The following is a 15,362-nucleotide window of genomic DNA, read 5'->3' as shown; positions in this document are numbered from 1 at the left end:
TGAGCCCTATGACTACTGCCGGCATCGTCGCCGAGGGGGTGCGACGGTCCTTCGGGGACGTCCACGCCGTCCGCGGCGTCACCTTCCAGGCGCCCGAAGGCGCTGTCACGGGACTCGTGGGACCCAACGGCGCGGGGAAGACGACGCTGCTGCTCATGTTGGCCTCGCTCCTCGCCCCCGACGCCGGCACCATCCGCATCGGAGGGGTCGACCCCGTCACCGAGCCGGCTGCGGCTCGCGCGAAGCTGGGCTGGATGCCCGACAGTCTGGGCGCGTGGCCGTCCCTGTCCGCTCGTGAGACGATCGCCGTCACCGGCCGTCTCACCGGACTGGGCAAGGATGCGGCGGCGGCCCGCGCGGCGGAGCTGCTCGCGACAGTGGGGCTCGAGACGCTGGGCGACGCGCCGGCGCGCGTTCTCTCGCGCGGGCAGAAGCAGCGGCTCGGGCTCGCGCGCGCGCTCGTCCACGACCCCCGCGTGCTCCTGCTCGACGAGCCGGCGTCCGGGCTGGACCCGCAGGCACGGATCGACCTCCGCCTGCTGCTGCGGTCGCTCGCCGCGGAGGGACGTACGGTGCTCGTCTCCAGCCACATCCTCTCCGAACTCGAGGAAGTGGTCGACGACGCGGTCTTCATGGTGCAGGGCGAGACGGTCAGCTCGGAGCGGGTCGCTGAAGCCGCGGGGCGCGCCCGTACGTGGCGTGTCCGCCTCGCGGATCGGGATGCCGTCGCCGCTGCTCTCCCCGTCGCACAGGCGCTCGGGCTCGATGTCGCGACGATCCCCGTCGACCGCCGCGACGTCCTCCTGCGCTTCGAGGGGGAGGCCGCCGCTGCCGCAGGGCTCGCGGCCCTGGTGGCCGCAGGCCTGCCTGTGGCGGAGTTCTCGGCGGCCAGCGGCATCCTCGAACACACCTTCCTCGACCTCGAAGGGGGTGCGCGATGAACGCCTCGCGCCTGTGGACCATCGCCCGGCTCGACCTGACTCAGCGCATCCGCACCGTCGCCTGGTACGTGATGCTCGGCGTCTTCGCCCTCATTCTCGTCGGGACGACCGCCCTCTCGTTCCTCTCCTTCTCGGGCCAGGAGGACTCCGGCCCCGGGGTCTACTCCGTCGTGGTGCTGATCACTCTGCTCCTCGTCGTCCTCGTGTCGCCGACCCTCAGCGGGAACTCGATCAACGGTGACCGGGATGCCGCGACCCTCGCCGCGCTGCAGGTGACCCAGGCGACGACGACCGAGATCGTCCTCGGCAAGTTCCTCGCCGCCTGGCTGACCGGGCTCGCCTTCGCCGCCGTCGCGGTGCCCTTCCTCGTGATCGCGACTCTGGGGGGCGGAGTCGAGCCGCCGACGGTTCTCGCGTCGACGGCGATCCTCGTCCTCGAGACGGGCGTCGTCGCCGCCCTCGGGACCGCGATCAGCGGTGTGCTCTCCCGGCCGCTCTTCTCCGTGGCCGCAACCTATCTGGTCGTCGCGGCGCTGACGCTCGGGTCTCCGATCGCCTTCGGCCTGATCGGTTCGAGCATCACCTCGGAGCGTGTCGACCGGTATCAGGCGGCCGAGTACGACGTCGACGGGGCTCCGATCTGCAAGGACGGTGTGACCCGCTGCGCCTCGACGCCGGAGGACTGGGTCTGCAGCGAGTGGGAGACCACGGTCTCGCCCATCATGCGGTTCGACTACGTCTGGTGGATCCTCGCCGCGAACCCGTTCGTGATCCTCGCGGACGCCACGCCGGGCGGATTCGACGATGAGGGCTATCCGGAGGATCTCTTCAGCGGGGTGAAGTCCACCGTCCGTCAGGCGCAGATCGCTCCGGAACTCGTCTCGTCGTACAGCGAATGCCAGGAGCCCGAGGCGGACGGACCGACCCCCGAGGACATCGTCGCCGCAACCGTGCCGAGCTGGTTCGTCGGCCTCGGCGGTCAGATCGTCCTCGCGGCGCTCCTGCTCTGGTGGGCGATCATGCGCACGCGCACGCCGGCCCGTCGGCTACCGCCGGGGACTCGCATCGCCTGAGCTGCGCCGGGTGAGGATCCTCTCATCTGCACAGATTCCTCTTGGGAGATCGAGAGGGGGTGCATAGCCTCCTATCAGCCTCGGCTGCGGCATCCGTCTCGGACGGTCTGCGCACCCCGCCGAGCGCTCTTCCCAGAAGGAAAGGCGGTCCCCCTTGCACCGACGCATCCTGGCGGTCGCGGGCGTCCTCGCGCTCTCGCTGCCCACGACCGCGGCTCTCGCCGCCACACCAGACGACGATCCCACGGCGCGCTTCGATCGCAGCGTCTCGACCGGCGCGCTCGACAGTGACGTCTCCGCGGCGGCGATCGACCCGGACCGGCAGGTCTCGGTCGTCCTCGAGATGGAAGGCGAGCCCGTCGCCGTCGTCGAGGCGGAGGAGGGGCGTTCCCTCAGCAAGAACGAGCGCACCACCGTCAAGAAGGACTTGAAGGCGGCGCAGGACAAGATCCGCTCCGGAATCACCCAGCGAGGCGGCAAGATCCGCGCGCAGATGCAGTCCGCCTACAACGGCATCCAGGCGACGATCCCCGCCGCGCAGCTCGACGACGTCGCCGCCCTCCCCGGTGTCGTGGCCGTGCACCCCGTCGTCCGGCACGAGCTCGACAACGCCGTCTCCGTGCCGTTCCTCGGGGTCCCCAAGGTGTGGGAGAGCACCGGCTACACCGGTCAGAACGTCAAGGTCGCGATCATCGACACCGGCATCGACTACACCCACGCCGGATTCGGCGGCCCCGGGACGATCGACGCGTACGAGGCTGCGGCCGCGGCATCCGATCAGCCCGCAGACCCCGCCCTGTTCGGCCCGAAGGCTCCCCGCATCAAGGGTGGCATCGACCTCGTCGGCGACGACTACGACCCGTCCGGCACCGGCGACGCCCTCATCCCGAAGCCCGACGCGAACCCCCTCGACTGCGAAGGCCACGGCTCGCACGTCGCCGGCACGACCGGCGGCTCGGGTGTCCGCGCAGACGGATCCACCTACACCGGCCCCTACGACGAGTCGACGCCATCGGTCGACTTCCGCGTCGGCCCCGGCGTCGCGCCCGAAGCCGACCTCTACGCTGTGCGCGTGTTCGGCTGCGACGGCTCCACCGAGATGACCATTCAGGCCATCGACTGGGCCGTCGACAACGGCATGGACGTCATCAACATGTCGCTGGGCTCCTCGTTCGGCACGGGCGACGACCCGAGCGCCGTCGCGGCGGCCAACGCCGTCGGTGCCGGTGTCGTCGTGGTGGCCTCGGCGGGCAACTCCGGTCCGAGCCCCTACCTGACCGGGTCTCCCGGCAGCGGTGACGGCGTCATCGCGGTCTCCGCGATCGACAGCACCGCCTCGTTCCCCGGCGCCATCCTGACGGTCGGCGGCAAGAAGGTCGAAGCGATCAACGCGAACGGCGCCTCGCTCGACGGCCTGGGCGAACTCACCGTCGTGCGACTGACGAACGACCCCGCGACGCCCGCCAACGAGGCGCTCGGATGTGCGGCATCCGATTACACCCGTGTCGGCGTCACCCCGGGCGGCAACCAGATCGCCGTCGCCGAGCGTGGCACCTGCGCACGTGCGGCCAAGGCGATCTTCGCCCAGCAGGCCGGTGCAGCAGCGGCGGTCATGGTCAACTCGACCAACGACCTGCCGCCCTATGAGGGTGCCATCACCGAGAACCCCGACGACGGAACGCCGTACGAGGTCACCATCCCGTTCTTCGGGGTGCGCTCGTCGGACGGCGCCGCATTCGTCGATGGTGCGACGGTGACGGTCGCGGCTCAGGAGATCGCGAACCCCGCCTTCCGCGGCTACGCCTCGTTCAGCTCGTCGGGACCGCGCAGTGGGGACAGCGCGATCAGCCCTGACGTCGCCGCGCCCGGCGTGTCGATCTCGTCCGTCGGTGTCGGCACCGGCAGCGACTCGGCTGTCCTCTCGGGCACGTCGATGGCCGCGCCGCACGTTGCCGGCGTCGCCGCCCTCACGGTGCAGGCGCACCCGACCTGGGACACCGAGCAGATCTCGGCGGCCCTCGTCTCGACGGCGGACCCGGACGCGGTCGCGGGCATCGATCCGACTCGCGGCGGAGTCGGCCTCGTCGACACGGCCCAGGCGGTCGCCACGACGGTCACCGCGACCGGGGACGTGTTCCGCACCGAGAGCGGCCGCATGCGCGAAGCGGCTCTGAGCTTCGGCTTCGACGAGTCGACCGGCAAGCTCGACAGCACGAAGACGGTCACCGTGCGCAACGACGGCAAGAAGGCGGTCACGTTCCGCGTATCGACCGCACCGTCGGCGCAGTCGCTGAAGGCCAAGGTCACGACGAACACCAAGACGATCACCGTCCGCCCCGGGCGGACCGCGACCTTCCGGGTGTCGGTCTCGATCGCGGCATCGTCGATCCCGAGCTCGCTCTCGGCTGACGACCAGTTCTCGTTCTACGAGGTCTCGGGCAACGTCGTCCTGACGTCGAAGGGCTCGACGCTGCGGGTTCCTTACCTGCTCGTCCCGCGCTCCAACAGCGACGTGACGGTCAAGGGAGCGCTCAGTTCGCGCGGACGTGTCACCGACGGTGACCGCACGCTCGAACTGAACAACCGCAAGGGCGCTCTGGACGCGGCGGCGGACGTCTACACGTGGGGTCTGTCGGACAAGAAGGATGCCCCGAAGTCCCTCACCGACACCGGGTACGACCTGCGCGCCGCCGGGGTGCAGTCGTTCGCGACGACCGGAGGCGACCACCTGGCCGTCTTCGCCGTCAACACCTGGTCGCGGTGGTCGAATGCAGCCTCCAACGAGTTCGACGTCGTGATCGACTCGAACCGTGACGGCACCCCCGACTGGGTCGTGTTCTCATACGACTCGGGCGCCGTGCGCTCGGGTTCGGTCGACGGTGTCGCCGAGGTCTTCGTCCAGAACGTGAAGACCAAGGAGCTCATCCCGAGCGGATTCCTCGCCCAGGCGCCGACGGACAGCAGCACCATCCTGCTGCCGGTGAGCCTCGCTGACCTCGGCATCACGGGACCGTTCGACTACACCGTGCAGTCGTTCAGCGGCACGACCGACGGAAGCGACGCTTTCGACGGAAAGGCCACCTACGACCTGAGCAAGCCCGCCTTCGGCAACGGCCAGTACGAGGTCGTCCCGAAGGGTGGCAAGGCGTCGGTGACGGTGCGGACCAGTGCCGGGGCCTACGCCGCGCAGAAGCCGCTCGGTGCGATGGTCGTCGTCGTCGACAACGAGTCGGGCGCTGACGAGGCGCTGCTGGTCAAGACCAACTAACGCTCACGGAACCGAAGGGGCGGTGCGTCGAGGACGCGCCGCCCCTTCGGCATCCGTCATCAGCGTTCGCAGAGGCGCGGCTCATCTCCGGTGCCGAAGCGGTAGTCGAAGGTCTGGTCGTCCACGCGGACGACGACGCGGTACCCCTCGACGATCGCCTGCGTGTACGCCATTCCGGGAGCGGGGCAGCCGAGGGACCCGTCCGAGAACTCGACGCGCTCGGAGGAGACCAGGGCCGGATCGCCCGAGACTCCGCGCGCGGAGAGATCCGCTGTCAAGGCGGCCCACTTCGCCGGAGGCAGGTCCGAGGCGGACCCGGTAGGTCCGAGAGGAGCGGGGCTCGCAGTGAGGAACGGGGGTCGGCTCGCGGCCGGGCTCTCGCCGGGAGTGGGCATGGCGGCTCCTTCCGTCGCGCAGGCGGTGAGGGTGAGGCCGGCCCACGTGACGACCGCCGCGGCGGACATGAGACGTGTGCGCATGGGGGCACCTCCTTCAGAAAGGCTACGCGCGTCGCGCGCGCCGGGGCAGGGGGTAGTGCGCGTAGCCTGAGCCGATGATCCCTTCGGCTGCTCGAACTGCCTTGGACGTCGTCGACTGGCGCCGGCGCGTCTTCGCCCTCTACGACGTCGTACGGGCCACGCCAGATCCCGAGGCTGCGCACCAGCTGTGGCGGAGCGGGCGGAACGAACTGCTGGCGCACCACCCCGCGACGCCGATCCTCGCCGAGGATCGAACGGGCTTCGACGGGGTGCCGGTCGCTCCGTACGACCCGAGCTGGCGGTTCGAGGTGCCGCTGCAGCCCACGGAACCCGGCGGGTTCGAGTTCGCGACCGGGACCGACGGGGTGGTCCCCTTCGAGCGGGTCGCCGTCGTCGAATTGCCCGATGTCGGCTCACTCGATGTGTGGCGTCTGACGACGTACGGCGGCGGGCTCTTCATCCCGCTGCGGGACGCACTGGCGGGGAGGCCGGACGGGACCTACGGTGGCGGCAGATATCTGATCGACACGATCAAGGGCGCCGACCTGGGAATGGATGCCGGAGCCGGCACGATCGTGCTCGACCTGAACTTCGCTTACAACCCGTCGTGCGCCTACGACCCGGCCTGGGCCTGCCCGCTCGCCCAGCCCGGAAACGTGCTGGCCGCGGAGGTTCCGGTCGGCGAACGCTACGCAGGCGTCTGATCCCGAGCGCTCCGGCGTCGGGCGCGCCACGCTGCCCACGCGCCGGTCGACCACAGGGCGACGAGCACGAGCAGCGGTTGGAAGAGCAGTCGGATGCCGCGGGCGAGGTCGGTGTCGAGTCCGAACGCGTCGGTGCCCCGCACGAACTGCTCGATGTTCCCGGGGAAGATGGCGACGAAGAACGCCGCGACGGTCCATCCGACGGCGACGCGGTGACGGCCGACGAGCAGCGCGAGCCCGAGCGCGATCTCGACGACTCCGGAGGCGACGACGACGAGGTCGGTGGGGAGCGGCAGCCACCGCGGGACCTGGGCGACGAACTCCTCGCGTGCGAAGGTCAGGTGAGCGATGCCGGTGAACACCAGCCCCGCACCGAGGAGCAGACGGGCGATCGTTCGCGGCGCGTTCACGGCTCGAGCGTACCGACGCCCCGTGCGTCGGGCTCGTCGGCTGCAGTGGACGCGACGGCGGGAGTCGAACCCGCTGCACATCCGGTATGACCCGGTGCCCGGGACCACCCGGACCGTCGCGATGTTGTCACGCTAACCCGGACGGCGGACGTCGCCGCAGGGAATGACCACAGATGACGCGGCGTGTCGGCATGTGACGGTGATCACTGGTCCTTCTTGCCGTTGCCGTTGCCGTTGCCGTTGCCGTTGCCGCTATCGCCGTTGCCGTTGTTGCCGTTGCCGCTACTGCCGTTGCCGTTGTTCGTGGTGCCGTGGACGGCGGAGTTCTCGTTCGCTCGCTCCTTGGCCCTCTGGTTCGCGTTCTCCTGAGCGGGCTGGCTCGGGGCTTCAGGCTCGGCATCCACGGGTGCGGGGTCGGCTTCGCGCAGCGTGGATTCCTCCGCGGTCTCGTCGGTCGAGGTGTCGACGGTCACGACGGCCTGCTCCCCGCCGTCGACGACGAGCTCCGCGGGCGCGGGGGACGTCGGTTCGCTGATGGTCTGTTCCGGCGCCGGACGGCCACCGGGGGTGCCGTCGGCCCACCATGAGCTGAGGAGGACGATGTGGACCGCGGCGACGACCCCGACGGCGCCGGCGATGATCCATCCGCGCGAGCGGCGGGTGCGCCTGCGCGACCTGGTCGCCCGGCCGGAGGCTCCGCGTGTGATGACGGCGGGCGGCGACGCGCTCACCGCCCGCGTCACGGGCTCGGCGCTCGCCGGGGCGATCTCGAAGGCCTGCGTCTCCTGGTCGAGGGTCGACGCGGTGGGACGCGGCACGCGGACGAGGCTCGTCGGCAAGGACCGCGCACGCAGCGCGACGTCTCCCGCGGTAGGGCGGTCGCCGGGGTCCCGCGCGATCATGTCGCCCAGCAGCGAGGACCACTCCGGGCCGAGCCACGCGGGGATCTCCGGCGTCTCGACCAGGCGCGCCATGACACGGCCGATGCCCGACGCCTCGGGGAAGGCACGATCGCCCGTGATCGTCTCGAGGGCGAGGAGGCCGAGCGCGTAGACATCCGCGGGCGGACCCGCGAGCTCGCCGCGGACCTGCTCGGGGGCGAGGTACGCCGCGGTGCCGATGACCGTCCCCGGCGTCGTGTGACGGGTGCTGTCGGCGAGGTAAGCGACCCCGAAGTCGGCGAGCTTCGCCCAGAATCGGCGGCCGGGGAGTGTGGAGGGCGCGAGGAGCACGTTCGACGGCTTCACGTCCCGGTGCACGATCCCGGAGCGATGGACGACATCGAGTCCCGAGGCGAGCTCGCCGATGAGGCCGGCTGTCTCGTCGGCATCCAGCGGTCCGCTCTGCAGAGCCGCGGCGAGCGACTCGCCCTCGATGAACTCCATCACCAGGTACTCGGGTTGCCCCGGAACGATCTTGGCGTCGTAGAGCGTGACCAGAGAAGGGTGGTTCAGGGAGGCGAGCAACGACATCTCGGTGCGCGCGCGGGGGAGGATCGCCGGATTCTCGGACTCGGCACGCATGATCTTGATCGCGACCGTACGGCCGAGGACGACGTCCTCGGCGCGGAAGACCCGCGCCATTCCGCCTTGCCCGACGCAGGGGCCGAGGACGTACCGTCCGTCGAGCATGCCCGACGTGACGGGCTCGTCGGACGGTTCGGTCACGGCCACTCCTGCGGATGTCCCGGACACGCGTGTCCGCCCCTACGCCGCTCGGGTAAAGCGACACCACGAATGTAGAGGGTCGATCGCGTCAGGTCTGGCGGGTTGACTCGTGCGTGGATTGATGTAAGCGGCCCGCTGCGAGAGATCGCTGCGCCGCACGCAGAAGACCTGCGACTCCGGCGATGGCGACGAGCCCGCCGATCACGAGCAGGCCGATCGCGACGGCGGGCCCGATCTGCGCATCCGCCACCGTGTCGATCAGCGTGGTGGTCGCGCGGGTCGAGGAGGTGACGCCGTACCCCGCGGCGGCGATCGCTGCGAATGTGAGGCCCCACACGATGGCTGCCCAGCGGGTCCGTGGTCCGTCGGTGCGACGAGCGGATGCCGCGGGTTCGTCGATGGTCGGAGGCTCCAGGTCGTCGAGCGGGGTCGTGGGTGCGTCGGTCATGACGGGTTCCCTTCGGAGTCGAGGGCGGAGGTCAGGTGGAACTCGACATAGCCGGAGTCCTGCTCGATCAGTAGTGCCTCGGACGTATCGGACGATGACGGGTCTCCCAAGGTCAGGGTGTATCGCGTGCGCCCGTCGGGCAGTGCGACGGCGTCGACGCCGTCGAGATCGTCCAGAAGGACGAAGCCGTCGGACGGCATCGACACCGCGGCCCACGCGTCCCCCACGATGATCTCCGCCGTCACGCTGACGCCGTCGTCCACGGCCACCACGGTGCCCCCCGATCGCTTCTGAACGTGCGCGCGCCCGTCGTCCCTGCCGGTCTCCTGCAGTGAGATCCACAGATGGCCCCACGGCTGAGCGAACGTGTCGCCGCCGTTGCTGAGCGATCCGTCGACGTTGGAGATGCTCCCCGTAGAGAAGTGCAATTCCCGCCCGACGGTGACTCCCGTGGCCGCGGCGCCTCCGAGGAGTGTGACGGCGGTGACGAAGGCGAGGAAGCCGCTGCGGCGTCGCAGAGCGCCGGAGGCCGTCATGGCGCCGGCGAGGACCAGGGCCGCCGCGAACAGTCCGGCGGCGATCGGGTCGCCCCCCGCCGTCGACAGTGCGACGATCGTCCCCGCGATCACCGCGGCGCCGACGGCGAGCGCAACGAACGCGAGCGGGGCTCGAGGTGCGATCGCGTGCCGCTCCCGCCGCTTCGCGGCCGCCTCCGCCGCGAAAGCCGCGGCGGACTCCTGGCGCTCGCGGCGCAGCTGGTCACGGGCGGCGCGCGCGGCATCCTGCTGTTCCCGGCGCCACGCCTGATCCTGTTCCTTCCAGGCGGCGTGCTGCTCGCGCCACCGGGCGAGGTCGTCCTCGGTCGCGGCGCCGGCGGGTGTCTCGGGCTCGGCCGGCGCGTCCCGATCCGGAGGTGGATCGGAGACGGCCGACTCGGGGGCGTCCGGCTCGGGGGCATCCGGCTCGGCGGGGCCGGCGGTCGCTGCCTGAACGCGCCGCGGGCGCCACGGTGTGGCGACCAGCACGGCGACGACCGAGAACACGATCGCCGCAGCGGCGAGGAGGAGGACCACGACCCCGACGTCCCCGAGGTAGGCCCCGCCGAGGACGACCAGGCTAGGGACGCCCAGGATGAGCGGAAGCGGTGCGGGGACGAAGGATGCCGCGATGAACAGGAGCGCTCCGACCTGACCGGCGTGGAATCGGCGGTGCCAGGCCTCCTGGGCCGGGATCCGGCCCGCGGTGTCGGGGAGGAACGCCCACGCCGCCCCGTAGACCAGCGCCACCGGGAACCCGATGATCGCGAGGACCACGAGGATGCCGCGCACGATCAGCGGATCGACCCCCCACCGTGCGGCCGCCCCGGCAGCCACCCCTCCGAACCAGCCGTCCATGCGCATGACGCCGAGGGTCGAGGTCCACTCGAAGAAGCGGTCGCCCCCACCGGGCACGGAGGAAGGCTGATCGACGGGCGGTGCGCTGGTCTGCGGCGAAGGCATGTTCCGAGCATGGTCGGGGCGGCGTCGGGCTGCCATCAGGGGTCACCCTGATCCGTCCCTGATACCTCTTCTGGAGGATGTCCCGGGGTGAGGCGCGGTGGTTTGATGTGGACATGTCCTCCCTTGCGACCGCGCCGGATGCCGCGGCCCGCCCGGTCCGCCCGGTGCGTCCGATGCGCAGGCCCGCCCGCCCGCCGCTCGCACGGCCGCGGACGATGGCGGTGACCGGTGTCGCCGCAGGCCTTGCCGACCACCTCGGCGTCTCCGCGACCCGCGTGCGGGTGCTGCTGGCGGTCGCCACCCTCGTCGGGGGCGCGGGCGCCGTGTTCTACGTCTGGTGCTGGATGTTCATGCCCATGAAGCCTGGCGAACAGACACCGACGCGGCGCGTTCCCGTGGCGTGGCTGCTGATCGGCGGCGCAGGAGTCGCTGTCACGGGGGTGCTCGCCGCGGCGCAGCAGGACGCGGTCGTCCGCATCGAGCTTCCGCCCGCAGGAGCGCTCGGATACACCTGGGTGTTCTGGTCGACCGAGCCCTGGGTCGCCGCGGCGACGGTCCTCGCGACCGCGGCGGGCGTGTGGGCCGGCGCCATCGACCGCGTCGACCCTGCGCGCGGTCCTCACCACGCGATGGTGGTCCGCGTCCTCGCCGCCGTCGCGCTCGCCCTCGTCTTCCTGGCCGTCCTTCCGCTGGCCGACGTGCGCGGTGCCCGCGCGGTCCTGGGCGAGCTCGCTCTGCCCCTGATCAGTGCCGTGATCATCGCGGCATCCGCTCTCCTTCAGGCCTGGCGCCGCCTCGTCGACGATCGCATCGGCCGCGTGCGCGAGGAGCAGCGGGCGGCCATGGCGGCCCACCTGCACGACTCTGTCCTGCAGACGCTCGCACTCATCCAGAACCGCTCAGAGGCGTCGAGCGAGGTGTCGCGCATCGCTCGAGCCCAGGAACGCGAGCTACGCGCCTGGCTCTACGACGGCGATTCACCTGCCGACAGCGACCTCGCGACCGACTTGCGCGACTACGCGGGAGCCCTCGAGCTCGACTACCCGGTCCGCATCGAGGTCGTCTCCACCGGCACGTCCACCGAGCGGGCGAGCGGCGAGCTGGCGGCCGCGGCGCGAGAGGCGATGCTCAACGCCGCGCGGCACGCGGGCGGCGAGATCTCGGTGTACATCGAGGGAGCGGCATCCGCTGTCGACGTCTTCATCCGCGACCGCGGCGCCGGGTTCGACCCGGCAGCAGTCCCGGCGGATCGCTGGGGCGTGCGCGAGTCGATCATCGGGCGGATGCGGCGAACCGGCGGGACCGCGGTCATCCGCTCGGTTCCCGACGTCACGGGCACCGAGGTGCGGCTGAGCCTGCCGACGGGAGGCCGGCGTGAGTGACGCATCGCGCGGCGGCGAACCCGTCCGGGTCGTCATCGTCGACGACCACTCGATCTTCCGGTCCGGGCTCCGGGCCGACCTCGACTCCTCCGTCCGCGTCGTCGGCGAGGCGGCGGATGTCGACGGTGCCGTGGCGGTCATCGCTTCGGAGCGGCCCGATGTCGTCCTGCTCGACGTGCATCTGCCCGGCGCAGAGGGCGCCGCCCATTCGCTCGGCGGCGAGGCGGTCATCCTCGGCTCGGCGGAGACGTCCACGCGCTTCCTCGCGCTGAGCGTGTCGGATGCCGCCGCCGACGTCGTCCGGGTCATCCGCGCCGGCGCGCGCGGGTACATCACCAAGGGATCCTCGGGAGCGGACGTGAGCCGCGCCGTGCACGCGGTCGCGGGCGGGGATGCCGTGTTCTCACCGCGGCTGGCGGGGTTCGTCCTCGATGCCTTCGGCGCCGCGGCGGGGGAGACGGCCTCGGTCGACGACGAACTCGACCGCCTGTCCGGGCGTGAGCAGGAGGTCATGCGGCTCATCGCCCGGGGGTACGCCTACAAGGAGGTGGCGCGGGAGCTGTTCATCTCGGTCAAGACCGTCGAGACCCACGTGTCGTCGGTGCTGCGGAAGCTGCAGCTGTCGTCCCGTCATGAGCTGACGGCATGGGCGTCGGAGCGGCGCCTGCTGTGATGGGGCCGGAGGCTGGGGTCGCGGCATCCCGGAAAAAGAATTCTATGTATACATATACTCCGTCTGTGATTTCGCGATTCCGGAACCGGGTCTCGACCACCGCGGTCGTCGCCGTCTGGTGCGCCCTCGTCGTACCCGCGGTCCTCTGGGCCCTGGGGGAGGGGACCGCGCTGGCGATGTCCTTCGCCATGGCGAGCGCCGTCACGTGGATCGCGGGCGGACGCGCGGCGGGGCTCTGGTGGCGTTCGTCGATCGGGCGCCGTGTGCCTGTCGAGCCTGCGGCGAGGGGGGCCGAGCGGATCGCCCTGCTCGTGTGCATCTGCGACGACCTCGACGAGGCGGCGATCATCCGCAGTTCCCGCCAGGACGTCCCGGTCGGCGTCGTGCTGCTCGACGACTCGGCGGACGCCGGCGCGAGGGCACGCGTCGATGCGCTCGCCGTCTCGCGCGGCTGGCAGGTGATCCGCCGTGAACGCAGATCCGGCTTCAAAGCGGGCAACCTGAACGCCGGGATCGCACGGCTCCGCGGCCGCTACGATGCCTACCTCATCTGCGACAGCGACGTCGTCCTGGACGCCGGAGTCGCGCGGGTCTGCGGGGCGGAGCTCGCCGACCCGACGGTCGCCGTCGCACAGGCCTCACCCTCGGCATCCATCGGCAAGACCCGCTTCGCGCGCTACTTCGGGCCTCTGCTGGCCACCCACCTCGGTGTCACCCGCCGGGGGCGTGCAGCGCACGGGGTGACCGCCTTCCTCGGACGCGGCGCACTGGTTCGTGCCGCGGCCGTCGACGACGTCGGCGGGTTCCCCGAGGCGGTCGCCGAAGACCTCGCCATGACCGTGCGACTGCGGCGGCGGGGGTGGCGGGTCGTCGATGCCGACGTCGCTTTCACCGAGGACTACCCGATCGACTACGCGGCCTTCCGGGTGCAGATGCGCAAAACCGCCGAGGGGGCCGTCGAGTTCCTGCGCCGCCCCGGGCGGATGCGCGGGCTCCGCGTTCGCGAAGCGCTCGACCTCGCGCTCGAGACGGCTCTCGTCCCGGTGACCGCCCTCGCCGGGGCGGCGACGCTCGTCACGGGAGCGGCGCTCGCCGGCACCGGTACGCCGCCCCCGGTCTGGGTCATGATCGTGTCCGCGCTCGCCGCGGCGGCACCGCTCCTGCCCGAGGCGGTGCGTCGGGCGCGGTCGCAGCGACTCGCCGCGGGAATCGCCTTCGCCCTCGCCGCGGGACTGCTCTACGCCTCCACGACGTTCGTCGTCCTCGCCGCCGTCGTCCGCACGGGGCTCGGCCGGCGGGCGACGTTCTGGGTGACGCCCAAGACCACGTCCCGGCGCGGAGCGGCCGACACGGCAGCGGTCCTGCGGGACGAGATGCTCCTGGTCCCGCTTCTCGCCGTCGGCGCCGTCCTCGTCTCCGGCTCGCCGCTGGCAGCGGGCGGCCCGCTCGGTCCCGCTGCGCTGGCGGCACTGTTCACCGTCGGCATGCTGCGGCGCCGGTCTCGCACCGATCGGGCGCTCGTGCCGATTCCGTCCACACGACACGCGACGGCGATGCCGCACCGCACGCCCGCGGCGACCATCCCGCACCGCTCGCGGACGCTGGCCGGCTGACCGCCCGTACGCCGAGCGTCGCGCGGTTGCAAGGGGGAGTCGCGGATGCCGCGCGCCCGGGTACCTTGCCTGCATGCCCCGCACCACCCCACGACTGACGGCGGCGCAGTTGGCGCTCGGCCTGCGCCGAGCCGGCGGGGACATCTTCACTCCGCGGCGCCTGATCCTCGCCCTCAAAACCGCCATCGCGGCGGGGATCGCCTGGTTCTTCGCTCCGTTCGTGCCGTTCGCCGACGCCGAGTACTCGTACTACGCACCCCTCGGCGTTCTCGTGAGCATGTACCCGACGGTCGCCGACTCCGCGCGCGCCGGCGTCCAGTCGCTCATCGGTCTGGCCTGCGGCATCGCGATCGGGTTCGGCGGACTCGCCCTCGTCGCCGCGGGAGCGCCCGGGATCGTCGCCCTCGCGCTCGTGGTGCTCGTCGGAGTGACGCTCGGCGGCATCCGAGCCCTCGGTGTCGGACGCGACTGGGTGGCCCTCGCCGGACTGTTCGTGCTGCTGCTGAGCAAGAACGATCCCGACGGCTTCTCGTCGTCGTACCTCGCCACGATGGCCTTCGGTGTGCTCGTCGGCGTCGTCGCGAACTTCGTGCTCGTCCCGCCCTTGTATCTGCAGTCCGCACGCGACCGCCTGTCCGAGTTACGCGCCGCCGTCGCCTCCGCGCTCGACCGCGCAGCTGATTCGGCGGGGAAGGCAGAGCCCGACCTCCCCAGCCTCCGGGAGGACGGCGACGCGCTCGCCGAGTTGGTCGTCGCCGTGGCCGCCGATGTGGACGAGGCATCCCGGTCCGAAAGAGCGAACATCCGCGCGCGGGGCGTCGGCGGAGTCCACGATGAGAACGCGCAGCGATGGTGGGGACTGGAGCGGGCGGCGTATCTCACCCGCGATCTGCTCGACGTCCTCGGGCAGCATGAGCGTCTCGACGAGCGGCACGGCGATCCTGCTCTGCTCGACGCCGCAATGCGGCGGGTCGCGGAGCTCATGGCCACTCCGCCCGCCGACGACGAGATGACGACGAGGGTGGATGCCGCATGGCGGGCCATCGACGCCTACGCGGAGTCCCTCCCCGCCCCCGATGGAACCTCCGACGCCCACGATCAGCCGGGGCTGTGGCTCGCTGCGACACTCGGACGCATCACCGACATCTCGCGGCGGGTCTCCGACGCGCTGGCCTGAGCACGCGGCAAGCGGATGCCGGGCGTCG

At 71.4% G+C, this 15,362-nt stretch carries 13 protein-coding genes and 1 tRNA gene; 8 read left to right on the top strand and 6 right to left on the bottom strand.

Going from position 1 to position 15,362, the window contains the following annotated elements:
- Positions 1 to 8: 8 nt before the first annotated feature.
- The 3 genes from BLP38_RS09345 (at position 9) to BLP38_RS09335 (ending at position 5,282) form a co-directional block, all read left to right on the top strand.
- Entirely contained in the window at positions 9 to 941 is a 933-nt protein-coding gene (locus tag BLP38_RS09345; RefSeq protein ID WP_091356474.1) for an ABC transporter ATP-binding protein, read from the top strand.
- Positions 938 to 2,014, top strand: coding sequence for an ABC transporter permease (locus BLP38_RS09340; RefSeq protein WP_091356470.1), 1,077 nt, complete (start codon positions 938 to 940; stop codon positions 2,012 to 2,014). The genes BLP38_RS09345 and BLP38_RS09340 overlap by 4 nt, the downstream gene beginning before the upstream one ends.
- A 154-nt stretch (positions 2,015 to 2,168) precedes the next feature.
- On the top strand, positions 2,169 to 5,282 hold the full coding sequence (locus BLP38_RS09335) for a S8 family peptidase (RefSeq protein ID WP_091356466.1): 3,114 nt from the start codon (positions 2,169 to 2,171) through the stop codon (positions 5,280 to 5,282).
- 59 nt (positions 5,283 to 5,341) lie between these two features.
- On the opposite strand, the gene BLP38_RS09330 is transcribed toward BLP38_RS09335, so the two are convergent.
- Positions 5,342 to 5,761, bottom strand: a complete 420-nt coding sequence (locus tag BLP38_RS09330) for a hypothetical protein (protein WP_091356463.1) — start codon at positions 5,759 to 5,761, stop codon at positions 5,342 to 5,344.
- Positions 5,762 to 5,835: 74 nt separating this feature from the next.
- On the opposite strand from BLP38_RS09330, the gene BLP38_RS09325 reads away from it, so the two are divergent.
- A complete protein-coding gene (locus tag BLP38_RS09325) occupies positions 5,836 to 6,465 on the top strand; it encodes a DUF1684 domain-containing protein (RefSeq protein ID WP_091356460.1) in 630 nt (209 codons plus the stop codon).
- Here BLP38_RS09325 and BLP38_RS09320 read toward each other — a convergent pair.
- The 5 genes from BLP38_RS09320 to BLP38_RS09305 all read right to left on the bottom strand — a co-directional run bounded on the left by BLP38_RS09320 (position 6,450) and on the right by BLP38_RS09305 (position 10,489).
- Positions 6,450 to 6,875, bottom strand: coding sequence for a DoxX family protein (locus BLP38_RS09320; RefSeq protein ID WP_091356457.1), 426 nt, complete (start codon positions 6,873 to 6,875; stop codon positions 6,450 to 6,452). The genes BLP38_RS09325 and BLP38_RS09320 overlap by 16 nt on opposite strands.
- A 46-nt stretch (positions 6,876 to 6,921) precedes the next feature.
- Positions 6,922 to 6,996 (bottom strand) — tRNA-OTHER (locus BLP38_RS14230).
- A gap of 82 nt (positions 6,997 to 7,078) precedes the next feature.
- Positions 7,079 to 8,542 carry a serine/threonine-protein kinase gene (locus tag BLP38_RS09315; protein WP_091356454.1) on the bottom strand — a complete coding sequence of 488 codons (1,464 nt, stop codon included), beginning with the start codon at positions 8,540 to 8,542 and terminating at the stop codon, positions 7,079 to 7,081.
- An 88-nt stretch (positions 8,543 to 8,630) separates the two neighbouring features.
- Positions 8,631 to 8,990 (bottom strand): hypothetical protein, encoded by a 360-nt coding sequence (locus BLP38_RS09310; RefSeq protein ID WP_091356452.1) that lies wholly within the window; start codon positions 8,988 to 8,990, stop codon positions 8,631 to 8,633.
- Entirely contained in the window at positions 8,987 to 10,489 is a 1,503-nt protein-coding gene (locus BLP38_RS09305; protein ID WP_172824687.1) for a PspC domain-containing protein, read from the bottom strand. The genes BLP38_RS09310 and BLP38_RS09305 overlap by 4 nt, the downstream gene beginning before the upstream one ends.
- A 113-nt stretch (positions 10,490 to 10,602) precedes the next feature.
- On the opposite strand from BLP38_RS09305, the gene BLP38_RS09300 reads away from it, so the two are divergent.
- The 4 genes from BLP38_RS09300 (at position 10,603) to BLP38_RS09285 (ending at position 15,334) form a co-directional block, all read left to right on the top strand.
- Positions 10,603 to 11,871, top strand: coding sequence for an ATP-binding protein (locus BLP38_RS09300; RefSeq protein WP_231916470.1), 1,269 nt, complete (start codon positions 10,603 to 10,605; stop codon positions 11,869 to 11,871).
- Complete coding sequence (locus BLP38_RS09295; protein WP_091356444.1) at positions 11,864 to 12,544, top strand: LuxR C-terminal-related transcriptional regulator; 681 nt, start codon at positions 11,864 to 11,866, stop codon at positions 12,542 to 12,544. Before BLP38_RS09300 ends, BLP38_RS09295 begins: the two co-directional genes overlap by 8 nt.
- A 65-nt stretch (positions 12,545 to 12,609) precedes the next feature.
- Positions 12,610 to 14,157 (top strand): glycosyltransferase family 2 protein, encoded by a 1,548-nt coding sequence (locus tag BLP38_RS09290; RefSeq protein WP_231916469.1) that lies wholly within the window; start codon positions 12,610 to 12,612, stop codon positions 14,155 to 14,157.
- Positions 14,158 to 14,230: 73 nt separating this feature from the next.
- The gene (locus tag BLP38_RS09285) at positions 14,231 to 15,334 is read left to right on the top strand and encodes an FUSC family protein (protein WP_091356439.1); all 1,104 of its coding nucleotides are present in this window, start codon (positions 14,231 to 14,233) and stop codon (positions 15,332 to 15,334) included.
- Positions 15,335 to 15,362: the final 28 nt, after the last annotated feature.

It is taken from the genome of Microbacterium sp. LKL04 (assembly GCF_900102005.1).
GTDB lineage: Bacteria > Actinomycetota > Actinomycetes > Actinomycetales > Microbacteriaceae > Microbacterium.
Note: the sequence above shows the minus strand (reverse complement) of the source record. Positions and strands in the feature narration are given on the sequence as shown.